The organism is Promicromonospora sp. MEB111 (genome assembly GCF_030209445.1).
Classification (GTDB): Bacteria; Actinomycetota; Actinomycetes; order Actinomycetales; family Cellulomonadaceae; genus Promicromonospora.
The window spans coordinates 45,725-65,836 of the sequence record NZ_JARVSD010000001.1; the positions used below are offsets into that span (position 1 = coordinate 45,725).

Genomic DNA, 20,112 nt, shown 5'->3' on the forward strand with positions numbered 1-20,112 from the left:
GGCCCCGCCGAGTCGCCCGCTGCTCGGACATCCCCCGCTCACTTGACAGACTCGGCGCGCTGCCCGGCGAAACGGCGCGGTAGCCTCACTCCTGGCGCTCGGCCACAACGCCGTCGGCCAAGGAGAAACCCATGACCCCGGACGAGCTGCGCTCGGCACAAAAACTCACCATGGCGAACCCCGATCGGTTGCGTCTGCTGGCCGATCTGCTCACGCACCCGGCCGGCCGCTGCACCGCCGAGGACCTGGTGCTGCGCGCCGCTCCGGTGGACCCGGTCCCCGGCGAGCCGGAGGCCGGCGACCTGCCGCGCAGCGTCGCCACCGCGCACGCCGTCATGGACGTGCGGGAGCACCTCGAGGCGCTGGTCGCCGTGGGACTGGTCGCCGTGGTCGGGCCCGTGCCCTCGAACGCGGCGCTGTACCGCGTCTCGTCCCGCGGGATCGCGCGGTTCGGTGCGGCGGCCCTCGCGGCCCCCCGGTACCCCGGCGAGGCGACGCTCGACGCGCGCGACCACGACGCGCTCCTCGACCGGCTGGCCGACACGCTCGCCGTCACCTTCGCCGCCAACGCGGGCGCCGGCACCGTGGACCGGCTGGTCCGGGAGTGCTACGCCGCGCTGAACAGGCAGGTGCGATCGTCCGAGCAGGTACCGGCGCTCACCGCGTGGCTCGCGACGGACCGGCTCGCCGCCATGGCCGAGGTGACGCACGGTTCGCCGCGGGACGTGCTGTTCGTCTGCGTCCACAACACCGGCCGGTCCCAGATCGCGGCGGCGGTGACGCGGCGCCTCGCGGGCGACCGCATCCGCGTGCGCACCGCGGGCACCCGGCCGGTGTCCGAGCCCGACACGATGACGGAGACCGTCCTCGCCCGCCGCGGCCTCGACGGGCTCATCGAGTTCCCGCGCGAGCTCACGGACGACATCGTGCGCACCTCCGGGGTGATCGTGACGATGGGCTGCGGCGACGCGTGCCCGGTCTTCCCCGGACGCCGCTACCTCGACTGGCCCCTGGACGACCCGGCGGGCCGGCCCATCGAGGAGGTCGAGCGGATCGTCGACGACATCACCGCGCGGGTGCGGGCGCTCGTCGCGGAGATCGACGCGGCGGACGAACCGGGGGTCGCAGGGCTCGCGCTCGCGACGTCCGACGTCGTGCCGGCGGAGGCCGTGGCCGCCGACGGCACGTTCGGCGCCGAGCAGCAGCGCGGCTGGCTGCCCCGCCTGGCCCGGCGGCCGTGGACCGTCGTCACGACCGCACTCGGCGCCCGGGGTCAGCGGAAGGCGCGGTAGCCGGTCGGCTCGACCTCGAGCCCCCACGTGTCCAGCGCCCAGGCCGCGGCGTCGCCGAACGCGGCCGCCAGGGCCGGGAGGTCGTCGCGCAGGTTGAGCGCGCCCCAGCGCCAGCGGGACACCATGAGCTGCCGGTAGGACGGTGACCTGCCCGCCGGACCCACCAGCTCGCGGCCCGCGAGGGTGCTCTTCCACAGCCAGCCCGTGACGAGGACCAGGTAGATCGCGCACGCCTGCCGCACGGAGGTGTCCCAGCCGGGCCCCGCGACGATGTCGGGCGCGTGGTCGGCCAGGCCGGCGGTGAGCTCGGTCAGCAGCATGTCCGTGAGGCCGGGCGGCGGGTCGAACACGCACCAGCAGGTGGCGAAGGGCAGCAGCCCGTACGCGGCGACGAACGCCGCGTGCTGGACGTCCGTGCCCTCCAGGTCGAGAAAGCGCCAGCCGTCCGGGCCGAGCACCGCGTTGTCGGGGCAGGTGTCCGTGGGCGTGACGATCGCAGCCGTACCGGGGGTGCGCAGGTGCTGGGCCGCGGCGAGCTCGGCCTCGACCGCGGCCCGGCGCGCTGCCGTGCCGGGCACGTCGAGCAGGCGGTCGAGCCCGGCCCGCAGGTCGGCGTCGGCGTCCCACGGCTCGGCGGCGGCCAGGCGGCCGCGCGCCTCGGCGACCCGGCCGCGGGAGCCACCGGTCGTGCGGCCGAGCGCGCGGGCCCAGGTCCGGGCGCCGTCCCAGGCCGCGTCGCGGTCGTCGCCGAGGAGCAGGTCGGCCAGGGTGGGCAGGTCGCCGAGGTCGGACATGACGATCAGGTGGTGCTCCGGGTCCTGCGCCAGCAGGGCCGGCGTGCCGGGGCACAGGTCCAGGCCGACGGTCTCGCGGACGAACGCGCCGTCGTCGGACAGGAAGCGCTTGACGATCACGGTGCGCGGGGCGCCCGGTTCCGCACCGTCGACCCGGCAGCGGAGCACCTGCGAGCGGGCGGAGCCGCCCAGGTCGACCGGGTCGGTCAGGCGGACGCCGCCCGACGTCGGGGCGAGGGCGGTCTCGGCCAGTGCTGCCTCCGCCAGGGCTGCCTCGGCAAGGGCGACGGTGTCGTTCACCGGGACAGTGTGTCCGCTGCTCACCGGGCAGGACCACACAATTCACAGGACTGTGGACAACATCTGTGGATAACTCCGCGCGGGTGCCGGTCGCCAGCGGTGCATGCTGTGGATAACCCGGTGGACAGCGCTGCGCAACTTATCTGCTGGGGAGTGTCAGTGGCTGGGTGCAAGGTAGTAGTTCGAAGCGTTCCTCGTGCGACGACCTCCCGAAGGGCTGGACCATGACCGATTCGACCTCCACCGGACCCGAGACCGACCGCCCCGTGCCCGACGGCGTGGGCGTCCTGAAATCGGTGGTCCTCGACGTCCCCGACCTCGACGTCGAGGCCGGCTTCTGGACGGCCCTGACCGGTGGCGCCGTGAAGTTCACGGACTACGACTGGATCACCGTCACGACCCCGGACCGGTGGGACGTCGCGTTCCAGCTCGCGCCCGACCACGTCCCGCCGCAGTGGCCGGGACAGGAGCACCCTCAGCAGGCGCACATCGACCTGTACGTGCCCGACCTGGCCGCCGCGAGCGCCCGGGCGGTGGAGCTCGGGGCGACGGTGCTGCGGGAGAACGAGCGGTGGATCACGCTGTCCGACCTCGCGGGGCACCCCTTCGACCTGTGCCTCAAGGAGGAGTCCGACGGCGTGACCGTCATGGGTCCCACCTTCGACTGCCCGGACGCGTCCGCCCTCGCCCGGTTCTGGTCGGACGTCCTGGGCGCCCCCGTGGCGTACGACGCCGACGGCGTCGCCATGCTGGGCGGCGACCGGCCGGTGCTGTTCCAGTCGGTGGAGAACTACAACGCACCGCAGTGGCCGGACCCGGCGCATCCGCAGCAGGTGCACCTGGACATCGGGGTGCCCGACCTCGACGCCGGCGAGGCCGCGGTGCTGGCGCTCGGCGCGACCCGGCTGCCGGGCGAGGGCTCGGGCTTCCGCGTGTTCGCCGACCCGGCCAACCACCCGTTCTGCCTGGTGCTCTGACCCGGAGGGCTAAGTTCCGGCTCCGGGAAGCGGGGGGCCACCCGTCGTGCCACGGTGGAGGGCGGTGGGTCGCGCGAACGGAGTCGGGATGCTCACTCTGCGAGAGACGGGCACGCAGCTCGCCCGCCGCTGTGCCACCGCGCTCGAGAAGCATGCGGGCCTCCGGGTCACGCGCGTGCCGCGCGCCCGGGACCGCGGGGAAGGTACGGGCGGCGGCGCACCGGCGGGCGGAGCGGGGACGAGCGGTGCGGGCCGGCCCGTGAAGGCAGGGGTGCGCCCGCCGCGGGACCCGGCCGACCGCCTGCTGGTGGCCCCGGTGTTCGTGCTCTCCGCACCCCGGTCCGGGTCGACGCTGCTGCGGGTGGTGCTGGACAGCCACTCCCGGGTGCACGCGCCGGTCGAGACGCACGTGAGGCGGCTGTCCGTCGAGCTCACGACCCCGCTCGCCCGCCGGGCGATGAAGGCCCTGGGGCACAACACCGCTGACGTCGAGCACATCCTGTGGGACCGGATCCTCCACCGGGAGCTGCTGCGCAGCGGCAAGGACGTCATCGTGGAGAAGACGCCCAGCAACGTGTTCGCCGCCGACCGGTTCGCGACGTGCTGGCCGGACGCCCGCTTCATCTTCCTGCTGCGCCATCCGGTGTCGATCGCGCGCTCGTGGCACGACGCCGACCCGGCGCGGCGGCCCATGAACCGCGCCGTCCTGCACACGCTGAAATACATGAGGGCGCTCGACGACGTCCGGCGGCGGCTGCCGGGCCTCACCGTGCGCTACGAGGACGTGACCGAGGACCCGACGGCCGAGTTCCACCGGATCTGCGACTTCCTCGGTCTGCCGTGGGAGCCGGGCATGATCGCCTACGGCGAGCAGGACCACGGCGACTTCCACAAGGGCATCGGCGACTGGCGGGACAAGATCCGCACCGGCACCGTCCAGCCCGGGCGCAGCATCCCGCGCCCCGACGCGATCCCGCGTGAGCTGCGCCCGATGTGCGAGAGCTGGGGCTACGTCGAGGCGAACGCCGCGAGCGGCGACTGAGGCCGGGATCCACCGGCGCCAGGGGTGCGGCAGCGCCAGAGGCGCACCCGCGTCAGGGATGCACGAGCGCCGGGTGGTCGGGATGGTCGACCCGGACCACCAGGTCGGGCGTGCCCTGGATCTCCCGGTCGTACCGCTCGTAGGCCGGGATCACCCACTCCTCGTCCGGCGGTGTCCTGCGCCGGAGCGTCGCCGGCTTGATCGCGAGGTGCACGGCGACGTCCACGTCGAGCCCGCGGCCGACCGAGAGCGCGCCGTCGAGCACCACGACGGTGCCCTGACCCGCGCCGACGTATCCCGCTCGCGTGGCGCGGTCGGTATCCGGGTCGCGCAGGCTGGGCAGGTACTCGCCCCGCTCGACGACGCGCGTCAGCACCTCGCGGTTCAGCGCGGCGACGTCGATCCAGCCGTCGAGCAGGCTGTCCGGATCCTCCCGGCCGTGTTCGAGCCGCAGGGACCGCGGGCGGAGGAAGTGGCGGACCCCGACCCGCGCGACGGGCCGGCCGACGGCCTCCAGGGGCGCGACGAGCGCGTCGGCCAGCCGGTCCGGACGCGTGGACGGGTGCCCGTCGACGAGCAGCCGCACCGGGGCGCCGCTCGCGGCACCCCGGCCCAGCACCAGCCCGACGACACGCTCGACGAGGAGCGGCTCGCTCACGGGTTCGACGCGTGTGCTCATCCTGCGGCGGGCGGGAGCCCTAGCGCTCCGCCCGGCGGGAGCTGATCACGCCCGTGTCGAAGCCGGCCAGGTGCAGCCCGCCGTGGAACCGCGCGTGCTCGATCTTGACGCACCGGTCCATCACGACGTTCAGACCGGCGGCCTCGGCCTTGCGCGCCACGTCCTCGTGCCACGAGCCGAGCTGCAGCCACAGGGTCTTCGCCCCCACCGCGATCGTCTCGTCCAGCACGGTCGGCAGGTCCTCGTGCCGCCGGAAGACGTCGACGAGGTCGGGCACGACGGGCAGGTCGGCCAGGCTCGGGTACACGGGGTGCCCCAGGATCTCGGTCGCCCGCGGGTTCACGAAGTACACGTCGTACGGGGACGAGGAGAGCAGGTAGGTGGCCACGAAGTAGCTCGCGCGCGCCGGGTTCGCCGACGCGCCGACGATCGCGATCGACTTCGTGGAGCGCAGGATCCGCAGGCGCTCCGGGGCGCTCGGGCCCTGCCAGGTCCGGGTGGCCTCGCTCATCGGTTCACTCCCGTCGCCTTGGTCAGTGCCTGGTCGAGGTCCCAGAGGATGTCCTCGACGTCCTCCAGGCCCACCGAGATGCGGATGAGGTCCTCGGGCACGCCCGCCGCCTCGAGCTGCTCGGCGGAGAGCTGCTGGTGCGTGGTCGACGCCGGGTGGATCACCAGGGTGCGCGCGTCACCGACGTTCGCCAGGTGCGACGCGAGCTGCAGCGACTCGATGAACAGCCGGCCGGCCTCGCGCCCGTCCGGGAGCGGCAGGTTGTCGGCGTCGGGCGCCGCGCCCGGCGAGGGGACCTGCAGGCCGAACGCGAAGACCGAACCCGGCCCCAGGGGCAGGTACTTCTGCGCGCGCTCGTGGTGCGGGTGCGTCGGCAGGCCGGCCCAGAGCACGTAGGAGACGCGCGGGTCGGTGTCGAGCCACTCGGCCACGGCGCGCGCGTTCGCGAGGTGCGCGTCGAGGCGGTGCGGGAGGGTCTCGACGCCCTGGAGAAGCTGGAAGGCCGACTGCGCCGACAGCGCCGGGCCGATGTCGCGGAGCTGCTCGGAGCGCAGCTTGGTGAGGAAGCCGTACTCGCCGAAGTTGCCCCACCAGCGCACGTCCCCGTAGGACGGCACGGGCTCGGTCATCTGCGGGAACTTCCCGTTGCCCCAGTCGAACCGCCCGGACTCCACGACGACGCCGCCCAGGGTCGTTCCGTGTCCGCCCAGGAACTTTGTCACGGAGTGGATCACGATGTCCGCGCCGTGCTCGATCGGCCGCACCAGGTACGGCGTCGCGAGCGTCGCGTCGACCACCAGCGGGATGCCCGCGGCGTGGGCCACCTCGGCGAGCCCCTCCAGGTCGGCGATCTCGCCCGACGGGTTGGCCACGACCTCGGTGTAGAGCACCTTGGTCTCGGGCGTGATCGCCGCGGCGTAGTCCGCGGGGTCGGTCCCGGGCACGAAGGTGGTCTCGACGCCGAACCGGCGCAGCGTCACGTCGAGCTGCGTCACCGTGCCCCCGTAGAGCTGCGCGGACGCGACCACGTGGTCCCCCGCCCCGACGAGCGCGGCGAAGGTGATGAACTCGGCCGACATGCCGGACGCCGTCGCGACCGCGCCGATGCCGCCCTCCAGCGAGGCGATGCGCTCCTCGAGCGCCGCGACCGTCGGGTTGCCGATGCGCGAGTAGATGTTGCCGTACTTCTGCAGCGCGAAGAGGTTCGCGGCATCGTCCGTGTCCTGGAACACGAACGACGTGGTCTGGTAGATCGGCACCGCCCGTGCCCCGGTCGCCGCGTCGGGGATGCCCCCGGCGTGGAGGGCCCGCGTGCGGAACCCGAAGGTGTGCTCGGTCATCGTCCTGCCTTCCTCTCCGCGACTCCGTCTGCCAGGACGGCGCGGATGTCCTCGACGGCCCACGGGTTCTGCAGCGACGTGACGTCGCCCAGCTCCTCGCCCTGCCACAGCTGCGCCAGGAGGCGCCGCATGATCTTGCCCGACCTCGTCTTCGGCAGCTCGGGCACCGCGATCACGTGCCGCGGCTTCGCCACCGGGCCGATCTCGCGCGCGACCTGCGACCTCAGCTCGGCGGCCGCGGCGGCCGCCTCCTCCGGCGGCGTCGTGCCCGCCCAACCTACGCCCACGCCGGACGGCACCACGAACGCGGCCACGCGCGCCGCCGCCGTCACGTCCATCTCCGCAGGAGACGCCGCTCGGCCAGCCCGATGAGCGCGTCGGTCAGCTTGCCCAGCACCGCAAGCAGCACGATCGCGAGCAGGATGCGGTCCACCCGGCCGTTCTGCTGGGAGTCGTTGAGCAGGAACCCGAGGCCCATCGACGACGCGATGAGCTCGGCGGCCACGAGGAACAGCCAGGACTGCGCGAGCCCGAGCCGGAGCCCGGCCACCAGGGAGGGCAGCACGGCGGGGAGCTGCACCACCGACAGGAGCCGCAGGCCGCGCAGGCCGAACGCCCGGCCGGCCTCGACCAGGTGCGGGTCGACGTGCCGCAGGGCCGCCGCGATGGTCGTGTAGACGGGGAAGAACGCGCCGATCGCGATGAGCGTGATCTTGGACTCCTCGCCGATCTTGAGCCACAGGATCAGCAGCGGCACCCAGGCGAGCGACGGTACGGCGCGGATCGCGCCGAGCGTCGGCGCGAGCAGGAGGTCGCCGAGCTTCGACAGCCCCACCAGGGAGCCGACGGCGAGGCCCGCCGCGGCGCCCAGCGCGAACCCGATGAGCACGCGCTGCGTGGAGATCGCCACGTGGTGCCAGAGCTGGCCGCGCTGGACCAGGTCGACGGCGGCGTCCCACACGGCGACCGGGCCCGGGAGCTGGTACGGCGGGACGAGCCCGGCGGCCGTGGCGCCCCACCAGACCGCGAGGAGCGCCACGGGCACGAGCAGGCCCAGCGCGATCCGCCCGGCCCGGCCGGCGGCGCGGCCCGGGCGGGCGGACGCCGGGGCGGCGTCGACGACGCCGGCCGCCCGGCCGACGCCGCCCGCTCGTCGGTCAGCCATCCGAGGCCACCGCCTCCTGCGCGAACTCGGGGGCGAACAGCTCGTCCAGCGCGGTGTCGACGTCCTCCTGCGCGGCCACGTCGCCCGACTCGACGAAGATCGGGCCCACGACCTCCAGCACGTCGCGCTGCTTGTCGCCCGGGACGGGGTCGAGGTCGAGCACCGTGCGCTCCTCGATCACCGTGGACGCGACCTCGGGGTCGATCGAGGCGACCTCGGCCAGGAGCGCGGACAGCTCCTCCGGGTTCTCCAGCGCCCACGCCCGGGCCTGCTCGTAGGCGTCGACGACGGCCTGCGTGACGTCCGGGTGCTCGTCCACGAACTCCTCGCGGGCGTTGAGGAACCCGTACGTGTTGAAGTCGATGTTGCGGTAGATCAGCGTGTCGCCGGCCTCCGCCTCGGCCGCCGCCATGATCGGGTCCAGGCCCGACCACGCGTCGACGGAGCCGTTGTCGAGCGCGGCCCGGCCGTCCGCGTGCTGCAGGTTCTGCACCTCGACCTCGTCGAGCGGGATGCCCGCCTCGTCCAGCGTCTGGAGCAGGAAGAAGTAGGGGTCGGTGCCCTTGGTGGCGGCGATGGACGCCCCCTTCAGGTCCGCCACGTCCTTGATCGTCGAGTCGCCCGGGACCACGATCGCGGCCCACTCCGGCTGGCTGTAGATGTCGACCGTGCGGATCGGGGACCCGTTCGCGCGCGCCAGGAGCGCGGCGGACCCGGCCGTCGAGCCGAAGTCGATCGCCTCGGCGCGGAGGTTCTCGTTCGCGGTGTTCGAGCCGTCCGACTGCACCCAGGTGACCTCGACGCCGTCGAGCTCCTCCTCCAGCCAGCCCTGCTCGCGGACCACGAGGCTGAGCGGGTTGTACGTCGCGAAGTCGATGTTCAGGGTGTCGGTGCTCCACTCGCCCGCGCCCTCGCCGCCGGCGGCGGCCGACCCCTCGCCGGCCACGCAGCCGCTCATCGCCATCGCCGAGACGAGGGCCAGGCCGGACGCCAGAACGGTGTGCCTACGGATACGCATGGGTTTTCCTCTCGCTGCCCGACGGCGGTCGGCGGGCTGGGTGGTTCGGTGCGGTGGGTCTCGGGTCGGGCGATGGTGGTTCAGCGGTCGTGGTGGGTCGGCACGCCGAGCCCGTCGAGCAGCTCGGCGCGCAGCTCGGCCAGGTCGCGCGCGGCGCGGTCCCGCGGCCGGTCGCCCGGTACGTCGACGATCCGCGCGATGCTCGGCGCCCCGCCGTCCGCCACCGTGCGCAGCAGCACCACGCGGTCGGCGAGGTAGAGCGCCTCCTCGACGTCGTGCGTGACCAGCAGGATCGTCGCGGGCTGCGCCGCGTGGACGTCGAGCAGCAGGTCCTGCATGCGCAGCCGGGTCAGGGCGTCCAGCGCGCCGAAGGGCTCGTCGAGCAGCAGCACGCCGGGGTTGCGGGCCAGTGCCCGGGCGAGCGAGGCCCGCTGCGCCATGCCGCCCGACACCTGGCGCGGCCGCAGCCCGGCCGACGCCGCCAGCCCGACCAGGTCGAGCAGCCGCGCCACGCGCGCCCGGCCGGCGTCCTTGGCCGTGCCCGGCGGGAGGCCCAGCGCGACGTTCTGCGTGAGCGTGCGCCACGGCAGCAGGCGCGGCTCCTGGAAGGCGACGGCGGTGCGCGGGTCCGCCCCGACCACGGGCGCGCCGTCGATCGTGACGCTGCCCGACGTCGGCGCGTCCAGGCCGCTGACCTGGCGCAGCAGGGTCGACTTGCCGCAGCCGGACGGGCCGAGCACGCCGACGATCTCGCCCGGAGCGACCTGGAGGTCCACGTCGCTCAGCACGGCGCGGCCGGGCCGCCCGGGCGCCGCGAAGGTGCGCGAGACGCCGTCGAGCCGGACGGGGAGCGCCGGGGACGCGACGGCGTCCGCCCGGGTGGTGGGCGAGGCTGTGGACGAAGCTGTGGACGGGGCGGCGGGAACCATGGGTGTCATCCCTTGCGATCGGTCCGTGCGGTGGGGCGGTCGCTGTGCACCGACATGGCCCGGAGCGGTCCGGGCGGCAGGCTCTGAAGGAGCGTCACATGCCGGCGCACTGCCGCATTCGACAGGACCGGCGCATCCGGCAGGACCCACCCACCCGGCAGGACCGACGCACGGAGGCAGCCGTCGTGGCGTGCGGTGACGTCATCCGGCTTTCCTCTCCCATGGGGCGTTCGGTCATCTTTTGTCAGGCAATGCCGATGAACCCCATAGAACCGGATGATGCAACTCGTGCACCAGATCGTTTCATGATGTGAGACCAAGATGTGGACGGGCGGGGACAGGATGCATCCGCATGGTCCTCGCCCTGAGCGATTTCCGGTGACGGCGCAGGGCGCCGCGAGTACGTTGAGCCGGTGACCCAGCCCTATCTCCGGTATCCCCACATCCACGGTGACCAGGTCGCGTTCGTGGCCGACGACGACGTCTGGCTCGCCCCCGTCTCCGGCGGCCGCGCCTGGCGCCTGACCAGCGACCACGTGCCCGCGACGACTCCCCGCTTCTCCCCCGACGGCACGCGCCTCGCCTACGTGTCCCACAAGGACGGCCACCCCGAGGCCTACGTGGTCGAGCTGGCCGACGGCGCCACGCGACGCCTCACCTGGCTCGGCGGCACGACCACGACGGTGCTCGGCTGGGACGACGCCGGCCGGGTGCTCGTCTCGTCCAACGCCGGCTCGTACGAGCGCTCCCTGACCGTGGTGCGCGCGGTCGGCCTCGACGGCACCGTCGAGACCCCGCGCTACGGGGCCGCGTGGGGTGTCGCCGAGCACCAGGGCCCGGACGGCGGGCGCACGACCGCCCTCGTCTCGGCGGGCTACCGCACGCCCGCCTACTGGAAGCGGTACCGCGGCGGCACGGCCTCCGTGCTGTGGCTCGACCGGGGCACGGGCGAGTGGGAGCGCCCCCTGCCCGACGACGAGGCCGGCACCTACGACCCGATCTGGGTCGGGGACGCGCTGGTGTTCACGTCGGACCGTGCGGCGACGTTCCCCGACCACGCCGACGAGCAGGCGAACCTCTGGGTCTGGGACGGCCTGGCGACGGGCACGCAGGCGGCCGGGCCCCGGCTGCTCACCACCCAGACCGAGGCCGAGGGCTACGTCCGCGACGCGACGTCCGACGGTGCGCGCATCGTGTGGCACAGCCGCGGCGACCTCTGGCTGCTCGACGCGCTGGACGGCACCCCGCGCCGCCTGGACATCACGCTCACCGGCGCGCTCCCGGAGCCGTACTCGACCGACCCGCAATCGGCCGCGAGGGGTGTCGACGGGCTCGCCGTCGACAAGAGCGGTGACGCGAGCGTCGTGGGCTGGCTCGGCACCGCGTTCTGGGTGACCCACCGCGCGGGTCCGGCCCGGGCGCTCGTCGCCGACCCGTCCGTCCGCGTGCGGGAACCCGTGCTGCTCGGCGACACCGGCCGCGCGGTGGTCGTGACCGACGCCGCCCATGGCGACGGAGACGGAGACGCCGGGAGCAGGGAGGATGCGCTCGAGGTCCATGCCCTTCCCGGTGCGTCCGGCGCCGCCCCGGCCGCCGCGCCGCAGCGCTTCGCGGCCGGCGAGCTCGGCCGGGTGCTGCACCTGGCCGCCAGCCCCGCCGGCGACAAGGTGGCGGCCGTCTCGCACGACGGCCGGGTCAGCGTGGTGGCGCTGCCCGCGGACGCCGCCGCGACGGACGGCGGCACCGGTGCGGGCGAGGGTGCCGTGCCGGCGGGCACCGTCATCCCGCTCGGCCGGTCGGCGAACGGCGAGGCGGAGTCCCCGACGTTCTCGCCGGACGGGCGGTACCTCGCCTGGTCCAGCCCGACCGGCACCGAGGGCGACCACCACCAGGTGCTCGTCGCCGACCTGCACGCGGAGACGCCGACGGCGACGCCGCTGACGTCGGGCCGCTTCCACGACTTCTCGCCGGCGTTCAGCGACGACGGCAAGTACGTCGTGTTCCTGTCGAACCGCACGTTCGACCCGTCCTACGACTCCCACGAGTTCGCCCTGTCGTTCAGCGCGGCGACCCGGCCCTGGCTCATCCCGCTGGCCGCGACCGAGCCGGCGCCGTTCGGCCCGAGCGCCGACGGCTGGCGCCTGAGCACGCCCGACGACAAGAAGGCCGGCACGGACGACGGCGCCGAGGGCGACGAGAAGCACGACCAGGACCGGCACGACGCGGCCTCGCCCGACATCGACTTCGACGGCGCCGAGGAACGCGTGGTGCCGTTCCCGGTGACGTCGGGTCGCTACCGCGACCTGCTCGCGGCCAAGGGTGGTGTGCTCTGGGTGCACGAGACCGACGACGCGGGCGTGCTCGGCACACGGCACGCGGGCACGGACGGCGATCCGGTGCCCGACGTGCTGCAGTTCTGGTCCTTCGAGGCACGCAAGGCCACGGACATCGCGGAGAAGGTGACCGCGTACGCGGTGTCGGGTGACGGCGTGCGGGTGGTGATCCGGTCCGGGTCGGGGCTCAGCGCGCAGTCGGCCACCGGCAAGCCCGGCGACGACGACCCGAGCGCCTTCGACATCGACCTGTCCCGCGTCCGCTACGAGGTGGACCCCCGCGCCCAGTGGCACCAGATGTTCGACGAGAACGCCCGCATCATGCGCGACCACTACTGGCGGGCGGACATGAACGGCGTCGACTGGGCCGGGGTGGTGGCGCGCTGGCGTCCGCTGGTCGACCGGGTCGCGACGCACGACGACCTGGAGGACGTGCTCTGGGAGACCGTCGCCGAGCTCAACACGTCGCACGCCTACGTGCGCTCGCCCCACGAGCGCGGCGACGCGTCCCGGCGGCTCGGGCTGCTCGGCGCGGACCTCACACGGACCGCAGAGGGCTGGCGGATCGACCGGGTGCTGCCGAGCGAGTCGTCCGACCCGGGGGCGCGGTCCCCGCTGCGCGCCGCGGGCGTCGACGCGCGGCCGGGCGACCTGATCGTCGCGGTGGACGGTCGACCGGTGGACCCGGTGGCCGGCCCGGCGGCGAACCTGGTCGGCGCGGCCGACATCCCGGTCGAGCTGACCCTGCGGCGCACGCCGGCCCCGGCGGACGGTGCGACGGACGGCGAGACCGGACCGGCCGCGAGCGCGGACCGGCGCGTCGTCGTCGTGCCGCTCGCCAACGAGTCCGACCTGCGCTACCAGGACTGGGTGCGGTCCCGCCGCGAGTACGTCGCCGAGAAGTCGGGCGGCCGGCTCGGCTACGTGCACGTCCCGGACATGGTGAGCACCGGCTGGGCACAGCTGCACCGCGACCTGCGGCTCGCCGCGGACCGCGAGGGCATCGTCGTGGACGTGCGCTTCAACGGCGGTGGGCACACGTCGCAGCTCGTGATCGCCCGCCTCGCCGCCCGCGTCGCGGGCTGGGGGCTGAACCGGCACTACGACCGCCCCAACTCCTACCCGGACCGCGCGCCACGCGGCCCGGTCGTGCTCGTCACCAACGAGTACGCGGGGTCCGACGGCGACATCGTGAACGCGGCCGCGCAGGCGCTCGGCGTCGGTCCGGTCGTCGGTGTGCGGACCTGGGGCGGCGTGATCGGGATCGACGGCCGCTTCGACCTCGTGGACGGCACCGGGATCACCCAGCCGCGATACGGTCTCTGGCTCGACGGCAAGGGCTTCGACGTCGAGAACTACGGCGTGGACCCCGACATCGAGGTGCGGCACACCCCGGCGGACTACTTCTCCGACGTCGACCCGCAGCTCGAGGCGGGCATGGCCGAGGCGTTCCGGCTGCTGGAGGAGACCCCGGCAGCCGAGCCCCCGGCCCTGCCGGAGCCGCGGGTGCGCCGCCGGTCATAACGCGGCCCCGGGTCGCGACGACGCGCCGCTCAGCGGCGTGTCGCCTGCACGAACGTGATCGGGCCGTAGCGGTGCTCCACGTGCGCCTCCTCGCGGGCGTCGGCGAAGCCGGCGTCCGCGAGGAGGCGCAGGAGGCCGCCCTCCAGGTTCCGGGCGGTGTGCGGGTTGTCGGCGACGGCGGCGTGCCCGCGGCCGTGCCCGCGCACCCGGCCGTACGCGCCCGTGCTGCCGGGGCCGCGTCGGGGTCCGCGTCCGCGCCCGTGCTGATGTCCGTGCTCACCAGCAGAACCGTCCGCGCTGCCGAAGTCGACGATCGTCACCCTGCCGCCCGGCCGGAGCGCGCGGAACGCCTCGTGCGCGAACCGCACCCGTGCGTCGTCGGGCACGTGGTGCAGCGCGAGGGCGGAGACCACGTGGTCGAGCGAGCCGTCGTCCACGGGGAGCCGGTCGGCGAACCCCTGGACGAGCGTGAGCGGTACGCGGCGGCGGGTCGCCTTGCGGGCCGCGATGCGCAGCGCGGCGGCGTCCGGGTCCAGGCCGGTGACCCGGGCGGCCGGCTGCGCGCGGAGCACGGCGAGCGAGAGGTTCGCGGTGCCGCAGCCGAGGTCGAGCACGGACTCGCCCGGGCGCACGTCCGCGAGCGCCGCCGCGCGGTCGTGCAGGGGCCGCACGCGGGAGAAGCGGGTGAACGCGTCGTAGAGCGGGAGCAGCCAGGGCCTGCCCATGCCGGGCAGGAACTCGCGCCCACGCTCCTCCGGGGTGCGGTGGTCGAGGATCTGCACGGTGCTGTCGTTCATCCGAGTGCCTTCCGTCCGGGGTGCCCGCGCCGCAGACGGGCCGGGCCGGCCGCTCCGACCGCTCGTCCAGCATCGGACATCCTGCGGTCGGTGGACAGGACGGAACTCGGTGCCGATCGCACGATCCTCGGACAGGCCGTGCACATGGCTCGGGCGCGCGTGCGTCCGGCGCGGCGGATGGAACGTCGGTAGCGTCAGGGTCGTCACGACGGAGGGGGACGTATGGCACGGGAGCGGAGCGGCAGCTCGCTGCGCACCCCGTCCAGCGTCCGCACGGTACGCCCGGACGGCACCCCGGTGTACCGGTACCAGCCGCGCCTCGGCATGCCCCCGGTGAACGTCGACCTGCACGACGGCGCGGACGAGCACCCGCACCTCCCGCCCGAGCACCGGCACGCCCACGACTTCTACGTGCTCGTCCTCGTCGAGCGCGGCCCCGGAACGGTGGACGGCGCCCCGCACGACGGTGACCTGTTCGCCGTCCCGCCCGGCCGCGCGATCAGCCCCGGAACGGTCCGGGGCTTCGCCGGCTCCCGGGCCTGGACGCTGGCGTTCACGCCCGACGCCGTCCCCTCGCTCGCCTCGGTCTCGCCGCTGGCCTGGACGCACCACCCGCTCCTGGCGCTGTTCGAGGCGGAACCCGACGGGCCGGGCGCGGCCGACCGCCCGCCGGCCCTGAGCACGAACGTCCCCGCGGGCGAGCGCCCGCGCTGGTCGGCGTGGCTGACGGAGCTCCACGAGGAGCTGGCGGCGCCCGGACGGCTCGGCGCCCGGGACGCGGCGTCGGCCCTGCTGACCCGGATCCTGATCGCGGCGGCACGCCTGGCGCCGTCGGCCCCGGCGGTGCCCGACCCGCTCGTGACGCGGGCCTTCGACGAGATCGAGGCGACGTTCCGCGACCCGGTCTCCGCGGCCGACGTCGCCCGCGCGCTGGGCTACACGCCCGGCTACCTGACCACGGTGGTCCGCGAGCGCACGGGCCGCACCCTGCTGGAGTGGATCACCGAGCGGCGCATGACCGAGGTGCGCCGGATGCTGCGGGACACCGACCTGCCGCTCGCCGTCGTGGCCGTGCGCACGGGCCTGCGGGACGCCACGTACCTGGTCCGCCGGTTCAAGGACCGGTACGGGATCACGCCGGACCGGTGGCGGCGGAACGAACGGTCCTAGACCGAACTGTTGCAGAACGAACAGGCTCTGGACCCGTGCGTGAGTTCGGTCCTGCTATCGGCTAGTTTTGGGGCACGCATCGGCACGACTGATGTGTGCCACCCATCGAACGGAGCCCTCACCATGTCTCGCAACCGCGCCCTTCTCACGGTCACCGCGGCCTCGGCTGCCCTCCTGGCCCTGACCGCCTGTGGCAGCTCCGGCGAGTCGGGTGGCGCGGCCGACGAGCTCGGGCTGTCCGGCGACAAGCTGGTCGTCGCGACCGAGGGCACGTACCGGCCGTTCAGCTACCACGACGAGACGGACGAGCTGGTCGGGTACGACGTCGAGGTCGCCGAGGCGGTCGCCGAGAACCTGGGCGTGGAGATCGAGTTCCAGGAGACCCAGTGGGACGCGATCTTCGCGGGCCTGGACGCGGGCCGCTTCGACACCATCGCGAACCAGGTGACCATCACCCCGGAGCGCGAGGCCGACTACGTCTTCTCGACGCCGTACACCGTGTCGACCGGTGTGCTCGTGGTGGCCGCGGACAACAACGACATCACCAGCTTCGCCGACCTGGACGGCAAGACCAGCGCCCAGTCGCTCACGAGCAACTGGAACGACCTCGCCAAGGAGAGCGGCGCCACGGTCGAGGCCGTCGAGGGCTGGGCGCAGGCCGTGGCACTGCTGGAGCAGGGCCGCGTGGACGCCACGATCAACGACAGCCTCACCTACCTCGACTACGCGAACACCGAGGACGCCTCCGGCATCAAGGTCGCCGCGGAGACGGACGAGGAGTCGCAGTCCGCGTTCGTCGTGACGCCGGAGAACGAGGCGCTGGCCACGGCGATCGACGGTGCCCTGGAGGATCTGCGCGCCGACGGTACGCTCGCCGAGCTGGGCGAGAAGTACTTCGGCGAGGACGTCTCGGAGTGACGCACCGCGTGACGCTCCCCGCCGGGCACCGCTGACGGCGCCGAGAGGGAGACATGGACTGGCAGCTCGTCGCCGACTCGTTCTGGCCGCTCCTGCAGGGCGGCCTCACCGGCACCATCCCGCTCGCCCTGGCGTCGTTCGCGATCGGGCTGGTGCTCGCCCTGCTCGTGGCGCTCCTGCGGCTCTCGCCGAACCCGGTGCTGTCGTGGATCGGCCGGGCGTACGTCTCGGTGATCCGCGGCACCCCGCTGCTGGTGCAGCTGTTCGTGATCTTCTACGGCATGCCGGAGATCGGCATCCGCCTGGACCCGTGGCCGAGCGCCATCATCGCGTTCTCCCTGAACGTGGGCGGCTACGCGGCCGAGGTGGTGCGTGCGGCGATCCTGTCCGTGCCCAAGGGCCAGTGGGAGGCAGCCTGGACCGTGGGCATGTCGCCGGTCCGGTCGCTGGGCCGGATCATCCTGCCCCAGGCCGCGCGGGTGTCGGTGCCGCCGCTGTCGAACACCTTCATCTCGCTGGTCAAGGACACGTCGCTCGCGTCGCTCATCCTGGTGACCGAGATGTTCCGCAAGGCGCAGGAGATCGCGGCGTTCTCGAGCGAGTTCCTGACCATCTACATCGAGGCGGCCTTCATCTACTGGTTGTTCTGCACGGTGTTGTCCACGGGGCAGAACGCACTCGAGAAGAGGCTGGACCGGTATGTCGCACACTGAGGACCGCCCCACCGGCAACCTGCTGACCGCCCGGGGCATCGAGAAGTCGTTCGGCACCAACCACGTGCTGCGCGGCGTCGACCTGGACGTGCGGCGCGGCGAGGTGGTCGCGCTGATCGGCGCCTCCGGCAGCGGCAAGACGACGGTGCTCCGCTCGCTCAACGGCCTGGAGACGCCCGACGCCGGGCTGCTGGAGTTCGACGGCGGCCCCGCCGTCGACTTCGGCGCCCGGTCCGTGGCCCTCGGACGCCGGACCGGCGCCGACGGCGCGCCGGACGAGGAGACGGCGGCCGCGGACGCCCCGATCGACGACGCGCCGGCGGACGACGTGTCGGCCGACGACGTCCCGGCCGAGGAGGCCGCCGCCCGGTCCGGGTGGCTCGGGCGCCGCGCCGCGCGCCGTCAGGCCAAGACCGACCGGGCCGCCCTGCGCGACCGGTCCGCGATGGTGTTCCAGCACCACAACCTGTTCCCGCACCGTACGGTGCTGGAGAACGTGATCGAGGGCCCCACCCAGGTCCAGCGGGTCCCGCGGGAGACGGCGGTCGCCCGCGCCGAGGAACTGTTGGCCCGCGTCGGGCTGGCCGAGAAGCGCGACGCGTACCCGCACGAGCTGTCCGGCGGCCAGCAGCAGCGCGTCGGGATCGTGCGCGCGCTCGCGCTCCAGCCCGACCTGCTGCTGTTCGACGAGCCGACGTCGGCCCTCGACCCCGAGCTGGTGGGCGAGGTGCTGACCGTGATGAAGGAGCTCGCCGAGGAGGGCTGGACCATGGTGGTGGTCACCCACGAGCTGCAGTTCGCGCGCCAGGTCGCGTCCCAGGTGCTGTTCCTCGACGGCGGCGTGGTGGTCGAGCGCGGCGCCCCCGCGCAGATCTTCACGAATCCGGCCGAGGAGCGCACCCGCCAGTTCCTCAACCGGGTCCTCCACCCCCTCGACTGACCCATCCCCGTCGAGGCCTGAGTTTCTTCGCTTTGAGGCTGCTCAAAGCGAAGAAACTCAGGCCTCGAAAGGGAGCGGAGTACCGGTCGCGCCCTGTGCGCCGTCTAGGCGAGGGCGACCCGGCGAGGCAGCGCGTAGCCCAGCGCGAAGACGGCGAGCGCGGCCGCGGCCGCCCCGGCGCCGAGCAGGTCCAGCCACGCCGCGCCGAACGGCAGCACCGACGCGCCGACGACGGGCGCGACCGCGATCCCGATGTACATCGCCGTCGAGTACCAGGACAGGGACACCCCGGCGACGGCGGGGTCGACGTCGACCAGGCGGTGCTGGATGGGCACGAGGGCCGTGGCGGTGCCCAGGCCCCAGACCCCGAACAGCACGGCGGTGCCCAGGTACGAGTCCTCCGCCGCGAACAGCGCGCCGAGGGAGACGACGACCACGGCGAGGGCGCCGACCGCGGTGGGCCGCGCCCCGATCCGGTCGGTGAGGGAACCGCCCAACCAGTTGCCGACGAGCCCGGCGGCGCCGAAGACCAGCAGCAGCGTCGCGAGCGCCGTCCCGCTGCCGCCGGTCACGCCGCGCGTCACGGCCGAGCTGAAGATGTAGACCATGTTGAACGCGGCGGTGAAGAGCAGGGCCGTCATCAGGGCCAGGCCGATCCGGACGTCGCGCAGCACCGCGAACCGGGCGGCGAGGCCGGGTACCGACCCGGTCGGCACGGTGCGGGTGAGCAGCGCGACGACGACGGCGAGCACCGCCGCGAGCGCCGCCAGGATGCCGAGGGCGAGCCGCCAGCTCCCGAGGGCCGCCAGCGCGGTGCCCAGCGGAGAGCCGACGGCGGTCGCGAGCATGAACCCGAGGCCGACGACGCCGAGCGCGCGCCCCCGCTGCTCCGGGGGCACGAGCGTGGGAGCGGCCGCCATCGCGGCGGGCATGAGCGCAGCCCCGCCGAACGCGGCGACGACGCGCCCGGCGGTGAAGACGGTGAGGTCACCGGCAATGGCCGAGAGGGCGATGCCCGCGGCGATGAGGCCCATGCCCGCACCCATCAGCGCGGCGCGGGACGCACGGGCGAACAGCACGGAGACCACCGGCGCGACGACCGCGACGATGATCGCGTACCAGGAGATGGAGTAGCTGACGGAGCTGGTGCTCGCACCGATCCCGTCGGCGATCTGCGGGAGCACGCCCGCGATGACGAAGGCGTTCGTGCCGACCACGAACAGCGCCGCCGCGATCGCCGAGATCCGGAGATAGGCGCCCCGCAGCGAGTATGATTGTTCGATGAACGTCATACCATCGAGCCTACGTGACAGTTCGATGGTTGTCGAACTATTTGCCCGGACCGATGTCGTCGAGGTGAGTCATGGGTGACTATCCCAGCCCGGACATGGCCGAGGTCGAGCTCGTCGACGTGCTCAAGGCCCTCGGCGATCCCGTGCGCCTGCAGATCGTGCACAAGCTGGCCGACGGCGAGCCCAAGCCCAAGACCCTCGACGGCTGGGGCCTGGACCTCACCAAGTCGACCATGTCGCACCACTTCCGCACGCTGCGCGAGGCCGGCCTCACGCGCACGATCGTGCACGGCCGCACGCACGCCATCCAGCTGCGCCGCGACGAGCTCGACGACAAGTTCCCGGGCCTGATCGCCGCCGTGCTCGCCGAGCGGTGAC

The 20,112-nt window shown here is 73.8% G+C and carries 18 protein-coding genes and 1 pseudogene; 9 read left to right on the plus strand and 10 right to left on the minus strand.

All coding sequences use genetic code 11. The features are described 5' to 3' along the window. Window positions 1–131: 131 nt before the first annotated feature. Entirely contained in the window at window positions 132–1,292 is a 1,161-nt protein-coding gene (locus tag QRN56_RS00205; protein ID WP_285100451.1) for an arsenate-mycothiol transferase ArsC, read from the plus strand. Here QRN56_RS00205 and QRN56_RS00210 read toward each other — a convergent pair. Next, window positions 1,274–2,386, minus strand: a complete 1,113-nt coding sequence (locus QRN56_RS00210) for a hypothetical protein (RefSeq protein ID WP_285100452.1) — start codon at window positions 2,384–2,386, stop codon at window positions 1,274–1,276. The two genes, QRN56_RS00205 and QRN56_RS00210, sit on opposite strands and share 19 nt — an antisense overlap. Before the next feature lie 224 nt (window positions 2,387–2,610). On the opposite strand from QRN56_RS00210, the gene QRN56_RS00215 reads away from it, so the two are divergent. After that, entirely contained in the window at window positions 2,611–3,363 is a 753-nt protein-coding gene (locus tag QRN56_RS00215) for a VOC family protein (RefSeq protein ID WP_285100453.1), read from the plus strand. A gap of 88 nt (window positions 3,364–3,451) precedes the next feature. Continuing rightward, window positions 3,452–4,405, plus strand: coding sequence for a sulfotransferase (locus QRN56_RS00220; protein WP_285100454.1), 954 nt, complete (start codon window positions 3,452–3,454; stop codon window positions 4,403–4,405). A 52-nt stretch (window positions 4,406–4,457) separates the two neighbouring features. Here QRN56_RS00220 and QRN56_RS00225 read toward each other — a convergent pair whose 3' ends face one another. The 7 genes and pseudogenes from QRN56_RS00225 to QRN56_RS00255 form a co-directional block, all read right to left on the minus strand. Then, window positions 4,458–5,063, minus strand: a complete 606-nt coding sequence (locus QRN56_RS00225; RefSeq protein ID WP_285100455.1) for a nucleoside/nucleotide kinase family protein — start codon at window positions 5,061–5,063, stop codon at window positions 4,458–4,460. A gap of 40 nt (window positions 5,064–5,103) precedes the next feature. Beyond that, the gene (locus QRN56_RS00230) at window positions 5,104–5,595 is read right to left on the minus strand and encodes a CoA-binding protein (protein ID WP_285100456.1); all 492 of its coding nucleotides are present in this window, start codon (window positions 5,593–5,595) and stop codon (window positions 5,104–5,106) included. Next, complete coding sequence (locus tag QRN56_RS00235; RefSeq protein WP_285100457.1) at window positions 5,592–6,935, minus strand: O-acetylhomoserine aminocarboxypropyltransferase/cysteine synthase family protein; 1,344 nt, start codon at window positions 6,933–6,935, stop codon at window positions 5,592–5,594. Before QRN56_RS00235 ends, QRN56_RS00230 begins: the two co-directional genes overlap by 4 nt. Continuing rightward, window positions 6,932–7,297 (minus strand): annotated as a pseudogene (locus tag QRN56_RS00240) (AMP-binding enzyme); the annotation flags it as partial. The gene QRN56_RS00235 and the pseudogene QRN56_RS00240, both read right to left, overlap by 4 nt. After that, window positions 7,264–8,100 carry an ABC transporter permease gene (locus tag QRN56_RS00245; RefSeq protein WP_285100458.1) on the minus strand — a complete coding sequence of 279 codons (837 nt, stop codon included), beginning with the start codon at window positions 8,098–8,100 and terminating at the stop codon, window positions 7,264–7,266. The pseudogene QRN56_RS00240 and the gene QRN56_RS00245, both read right to left, overlap by 34 nt. After that, window positions 8,093–9,118 (minus strand): aliphatic sulfonate ABC transporter substrate-binding protein, encoded by a 1,026-nt coding sequence (locus tag QRN56_RS00250; protein ID WP_285100459.1) that lies wholly within the window; start codon window positions 9,116–9,118, stop codon window positions 8,093–8,095. The genes QRN56_RS00245 and QRN56_RS00250 overlap by 8 nt, the downstream gene beginning before the upstream one ends. 80 nt (window positions 9,119–9,198) lie before the next feature. Continuing rightward, window positions 9,199–10,056 carry an ABC transporter ATP-binding protein gene (locus QRN56_RS00255; RefSeq protein ID WP_285100460.1) on the minus strand — a complete coding sequence of 286 codons (858 nt, stop codon included), beginning with the start codon at window positions 10,054–10,056 and terminating at the stop codon, window positions 9,199–9,201. 404 nt (window positions 10,057–10,460) lie between these two features. Here QRN56_RS00255 and QRN56_RS00260 point away from each other — a divergent pair, with 404 nt between their 5' ends. Then, complete coding sequence (locus tag QRN56_RS00260; RefSeq protein ID WP_285100461.1) at window positions 10,461–13,904, plus strand: S41 family peptidase; 3,444 nt, start codon at window positions 10,461–10,463, stop codon at window positions 13,902–13,904. Between the two features lie 29 nt (window positions 13,905–13,933). On the opposite strand, the gene QRN56_RS00265 is transcribed toward QRN56_RS00260, so the two are convergent. Next, window positions 13,934–14,701, minus strand: a complete 768-nt coding sequence (locus QRN56_RS00265) for a class I SAM-dependent methyltransferase (RefSeq protein ID WP_285100462.1) — start codon at window positions 14,699–14,701, stop codon at window positions 13,934–13,936. Between the two features lie 222 nt (window positions 14,702–14,923). Between QRN56_RS00265 and QRN56_RS00270 the strand changes: the two genes are divergently transcribed. From QRN56_RS00270 to QRN56_RS00285, 4 genes are all read left to right on the plus strand, one after another. Beyond that, on the plus strand, window positions 14,924–15,871 hold the full coding sequence (locus tag QRN56_RS00270; protein ID WP_285100463.1) for an AraC family transcriptional regulator: 948 nt from the start codon (window positions 14,924–14,926) through the stop codon (window positions 15,869–15,871). A 123-nt stretch (window positions 15,872–15,994) separates the two neighbouring features. Further along, window positions 15,995–16,789 (plus strand): amino acid ABC transporter substrate-binding protein, encoded by a 795-nt coding sequence (locus tag QRN56_RS00275; protein ID WP_285100464.1) that lies wholly within the window; start codon window positions 15,995–15,997, stop codon window positions 16,787–16,789. A 53-nt stretch (window positions 16,790–16,842) separates the two neighbouring features. After that, window positions 16,843–17,502 carry an amino acid ABC transporter permease gene (locus QRN56_RS00280; RefSeq protein WP_285100465.1) on the plus strand — a complete coding sequence of 220 codons (660 nt, stop codon included), beginning with the start codon at window positions 16,843–16,845 and terminating at the stop codon, window positions 17,500–17,502. Beyond that, window positions 17,489–18,442 (plus strand): amino acid ABC transporter ATP-binding protein, encoded by a 954-nt coding sequence (locus QRN56_RS00285; protein ID WP_285100466.1) that lies wholly within the window; start codon window positions 17,489–17,491, stop codon window positions 18,440–18,442. The genes QRN56_RS00280 and QRN56_RS00285 overlap by 14 nt, the downstream gene beginning before the upstream one ends. A gap of 104 nt (window positions 18,443–18,546) precedes the next feature. Here the strand turns inward: QRN56_RS00285 and QRN56_RS00290 are convergent, their stop codons facing one another. Further along, window positions 18,547–19,734: an MFS transporter gene (locus tag QRN56_RS00290; protein WP_285100467.1), complete on the minus strand. Its 1,188-nt coding sequence runs from the start codon at window positions 19,732–19,734 to the stop codon at window positions 18,547–18,549. A 71-nt stretch (window positions 19,735–19,805) separates the two neighbouring features. Between QRN56_RS00290 and QRN56_RS00295 the strand changes: the two genes are divergently transcribed. Next, window positions 19,806–20,111, plus strand: coding sequence for an ArsR/SmtB family transcription factor (locus QRN56_RS00295; protein WP_285100468.1), 306 nt, complete (start codon window positions 19,806–19,808; stop codon window positions 20,109–20,111). The last annotated feature ends 1 nt before the right edge of the window (window position 20,112 follow it).

Excerpts from the sequence above, each read along its gene's own strand:
- QRN56_RS00275 (WP_285100464.1), top strand. The coding sequence starts at position 15,995 with ATGTCTCGCAACCGCGCCCTTCTCACGGTCACCGCGGCCTCGGCTGCC.
- QRN56_RS00295 (WP_285100468.1), top strand. The coding sequence starts at position 19,806 with ATGGGTGACTATCCCAGCCCGGACATGGCCGAGGTCGAGCTCGTCGAC.
- QRN56_RS00265 (WP_285100462.1), bottom strand. The coding sequence starts at position 14,701 with ATGAACGACAGCACCGTGCAGATCCTCGACCACCGCACCCCGGAGGAG.
- QRN56_RS00290 (WP_285100467.1), bottom strand. The coding sequence starts at position 19,734 with ATGACGTTCATCGAACAATCATACTCGCTGCGGGGCGCCTATCTCCGG.
- QRN56_RS00250 (WP_285100459.1), bottom strand. The coding sequence starts at position 9,118 with ATGCGTATCCGTAGGCACACCGTTCTGGCGTCCGGCCTGGCCCTCGTC.
- QRN56_RS00205 (WP_285100451.1), top strand. The coding sequence starts at position 132 with ATGACCCCGGACGAGCTGCGCTCGGCACAAAAACTCACCATGGCGAAC.
- QRN56_RS00220 (WP_285100454.1), top strand. The coding sequence starts at position 3,452 with ATGCTCACTCTGCGAGAGACGGGCACGCAGCTCGCCCGCCGCTGTGCC.
- QRN56_RS00230 (WP_285100456.1), bottom strand. The coding sequence starts at position 5,595 with ATGAGCGAGGCCACCCGGACCTGGCAGGGCCCGAGCGCCCCGGAGCGC.
- QRN56_RS00280 (WP_285100465.1), top strand. The coding sequence starts at position 16,843 with ATGGACTGGCAGCTCGTCGCCGACTCGTTCTGGCCGCTCCTGCAGGGC.
- QRN56_RS00285 (WP_285100466.1), top strand. The coding sequence starts at position 17,489 with ATGTCGCACACTGAGGACCGCCCCACCGGCAACCTGCTGACCGCCCGG.
- QRN56_RS00270 (WP_285100463.1), top strand. The coding sequence starts at position 14,924 with ATGGCACGGGAGCGGAGCGGCAGCTCGCTGCGCACCCCGTCCAGCGTC.
- QRN56_RS00215 (WP_285100453.1), top strand. The coding sequence starts at position 2,611 with ATGACCGATTCGACCTCCACCGGACCCGAGACCGACCGCCCCGTGCCC.
- QRN56_RS00245 (WP_285100458.1), bottom strand. The coding sequence starts at position 8,100 with ATGGCTGACCGACGAGCGGGCGGCGTCGGCCGGGCGGCCGGCGTCGTC.
- QRN56_RS00235 (WP_285100457.1), bottom strand. The coding sequence starts at position 6,935 with ATGACCGAGCACACCTTCGGGTTCCGCACGCGGGCCCTCCACGCCGGG.
- QRN56_RS00255 (WP_285100460.1), bottom strand. The coding sequence starts at position 10,056 with ATGACACCCATGGTTCCCGCCGCCCCGTCCACAGCTTCGTCCACAGCC.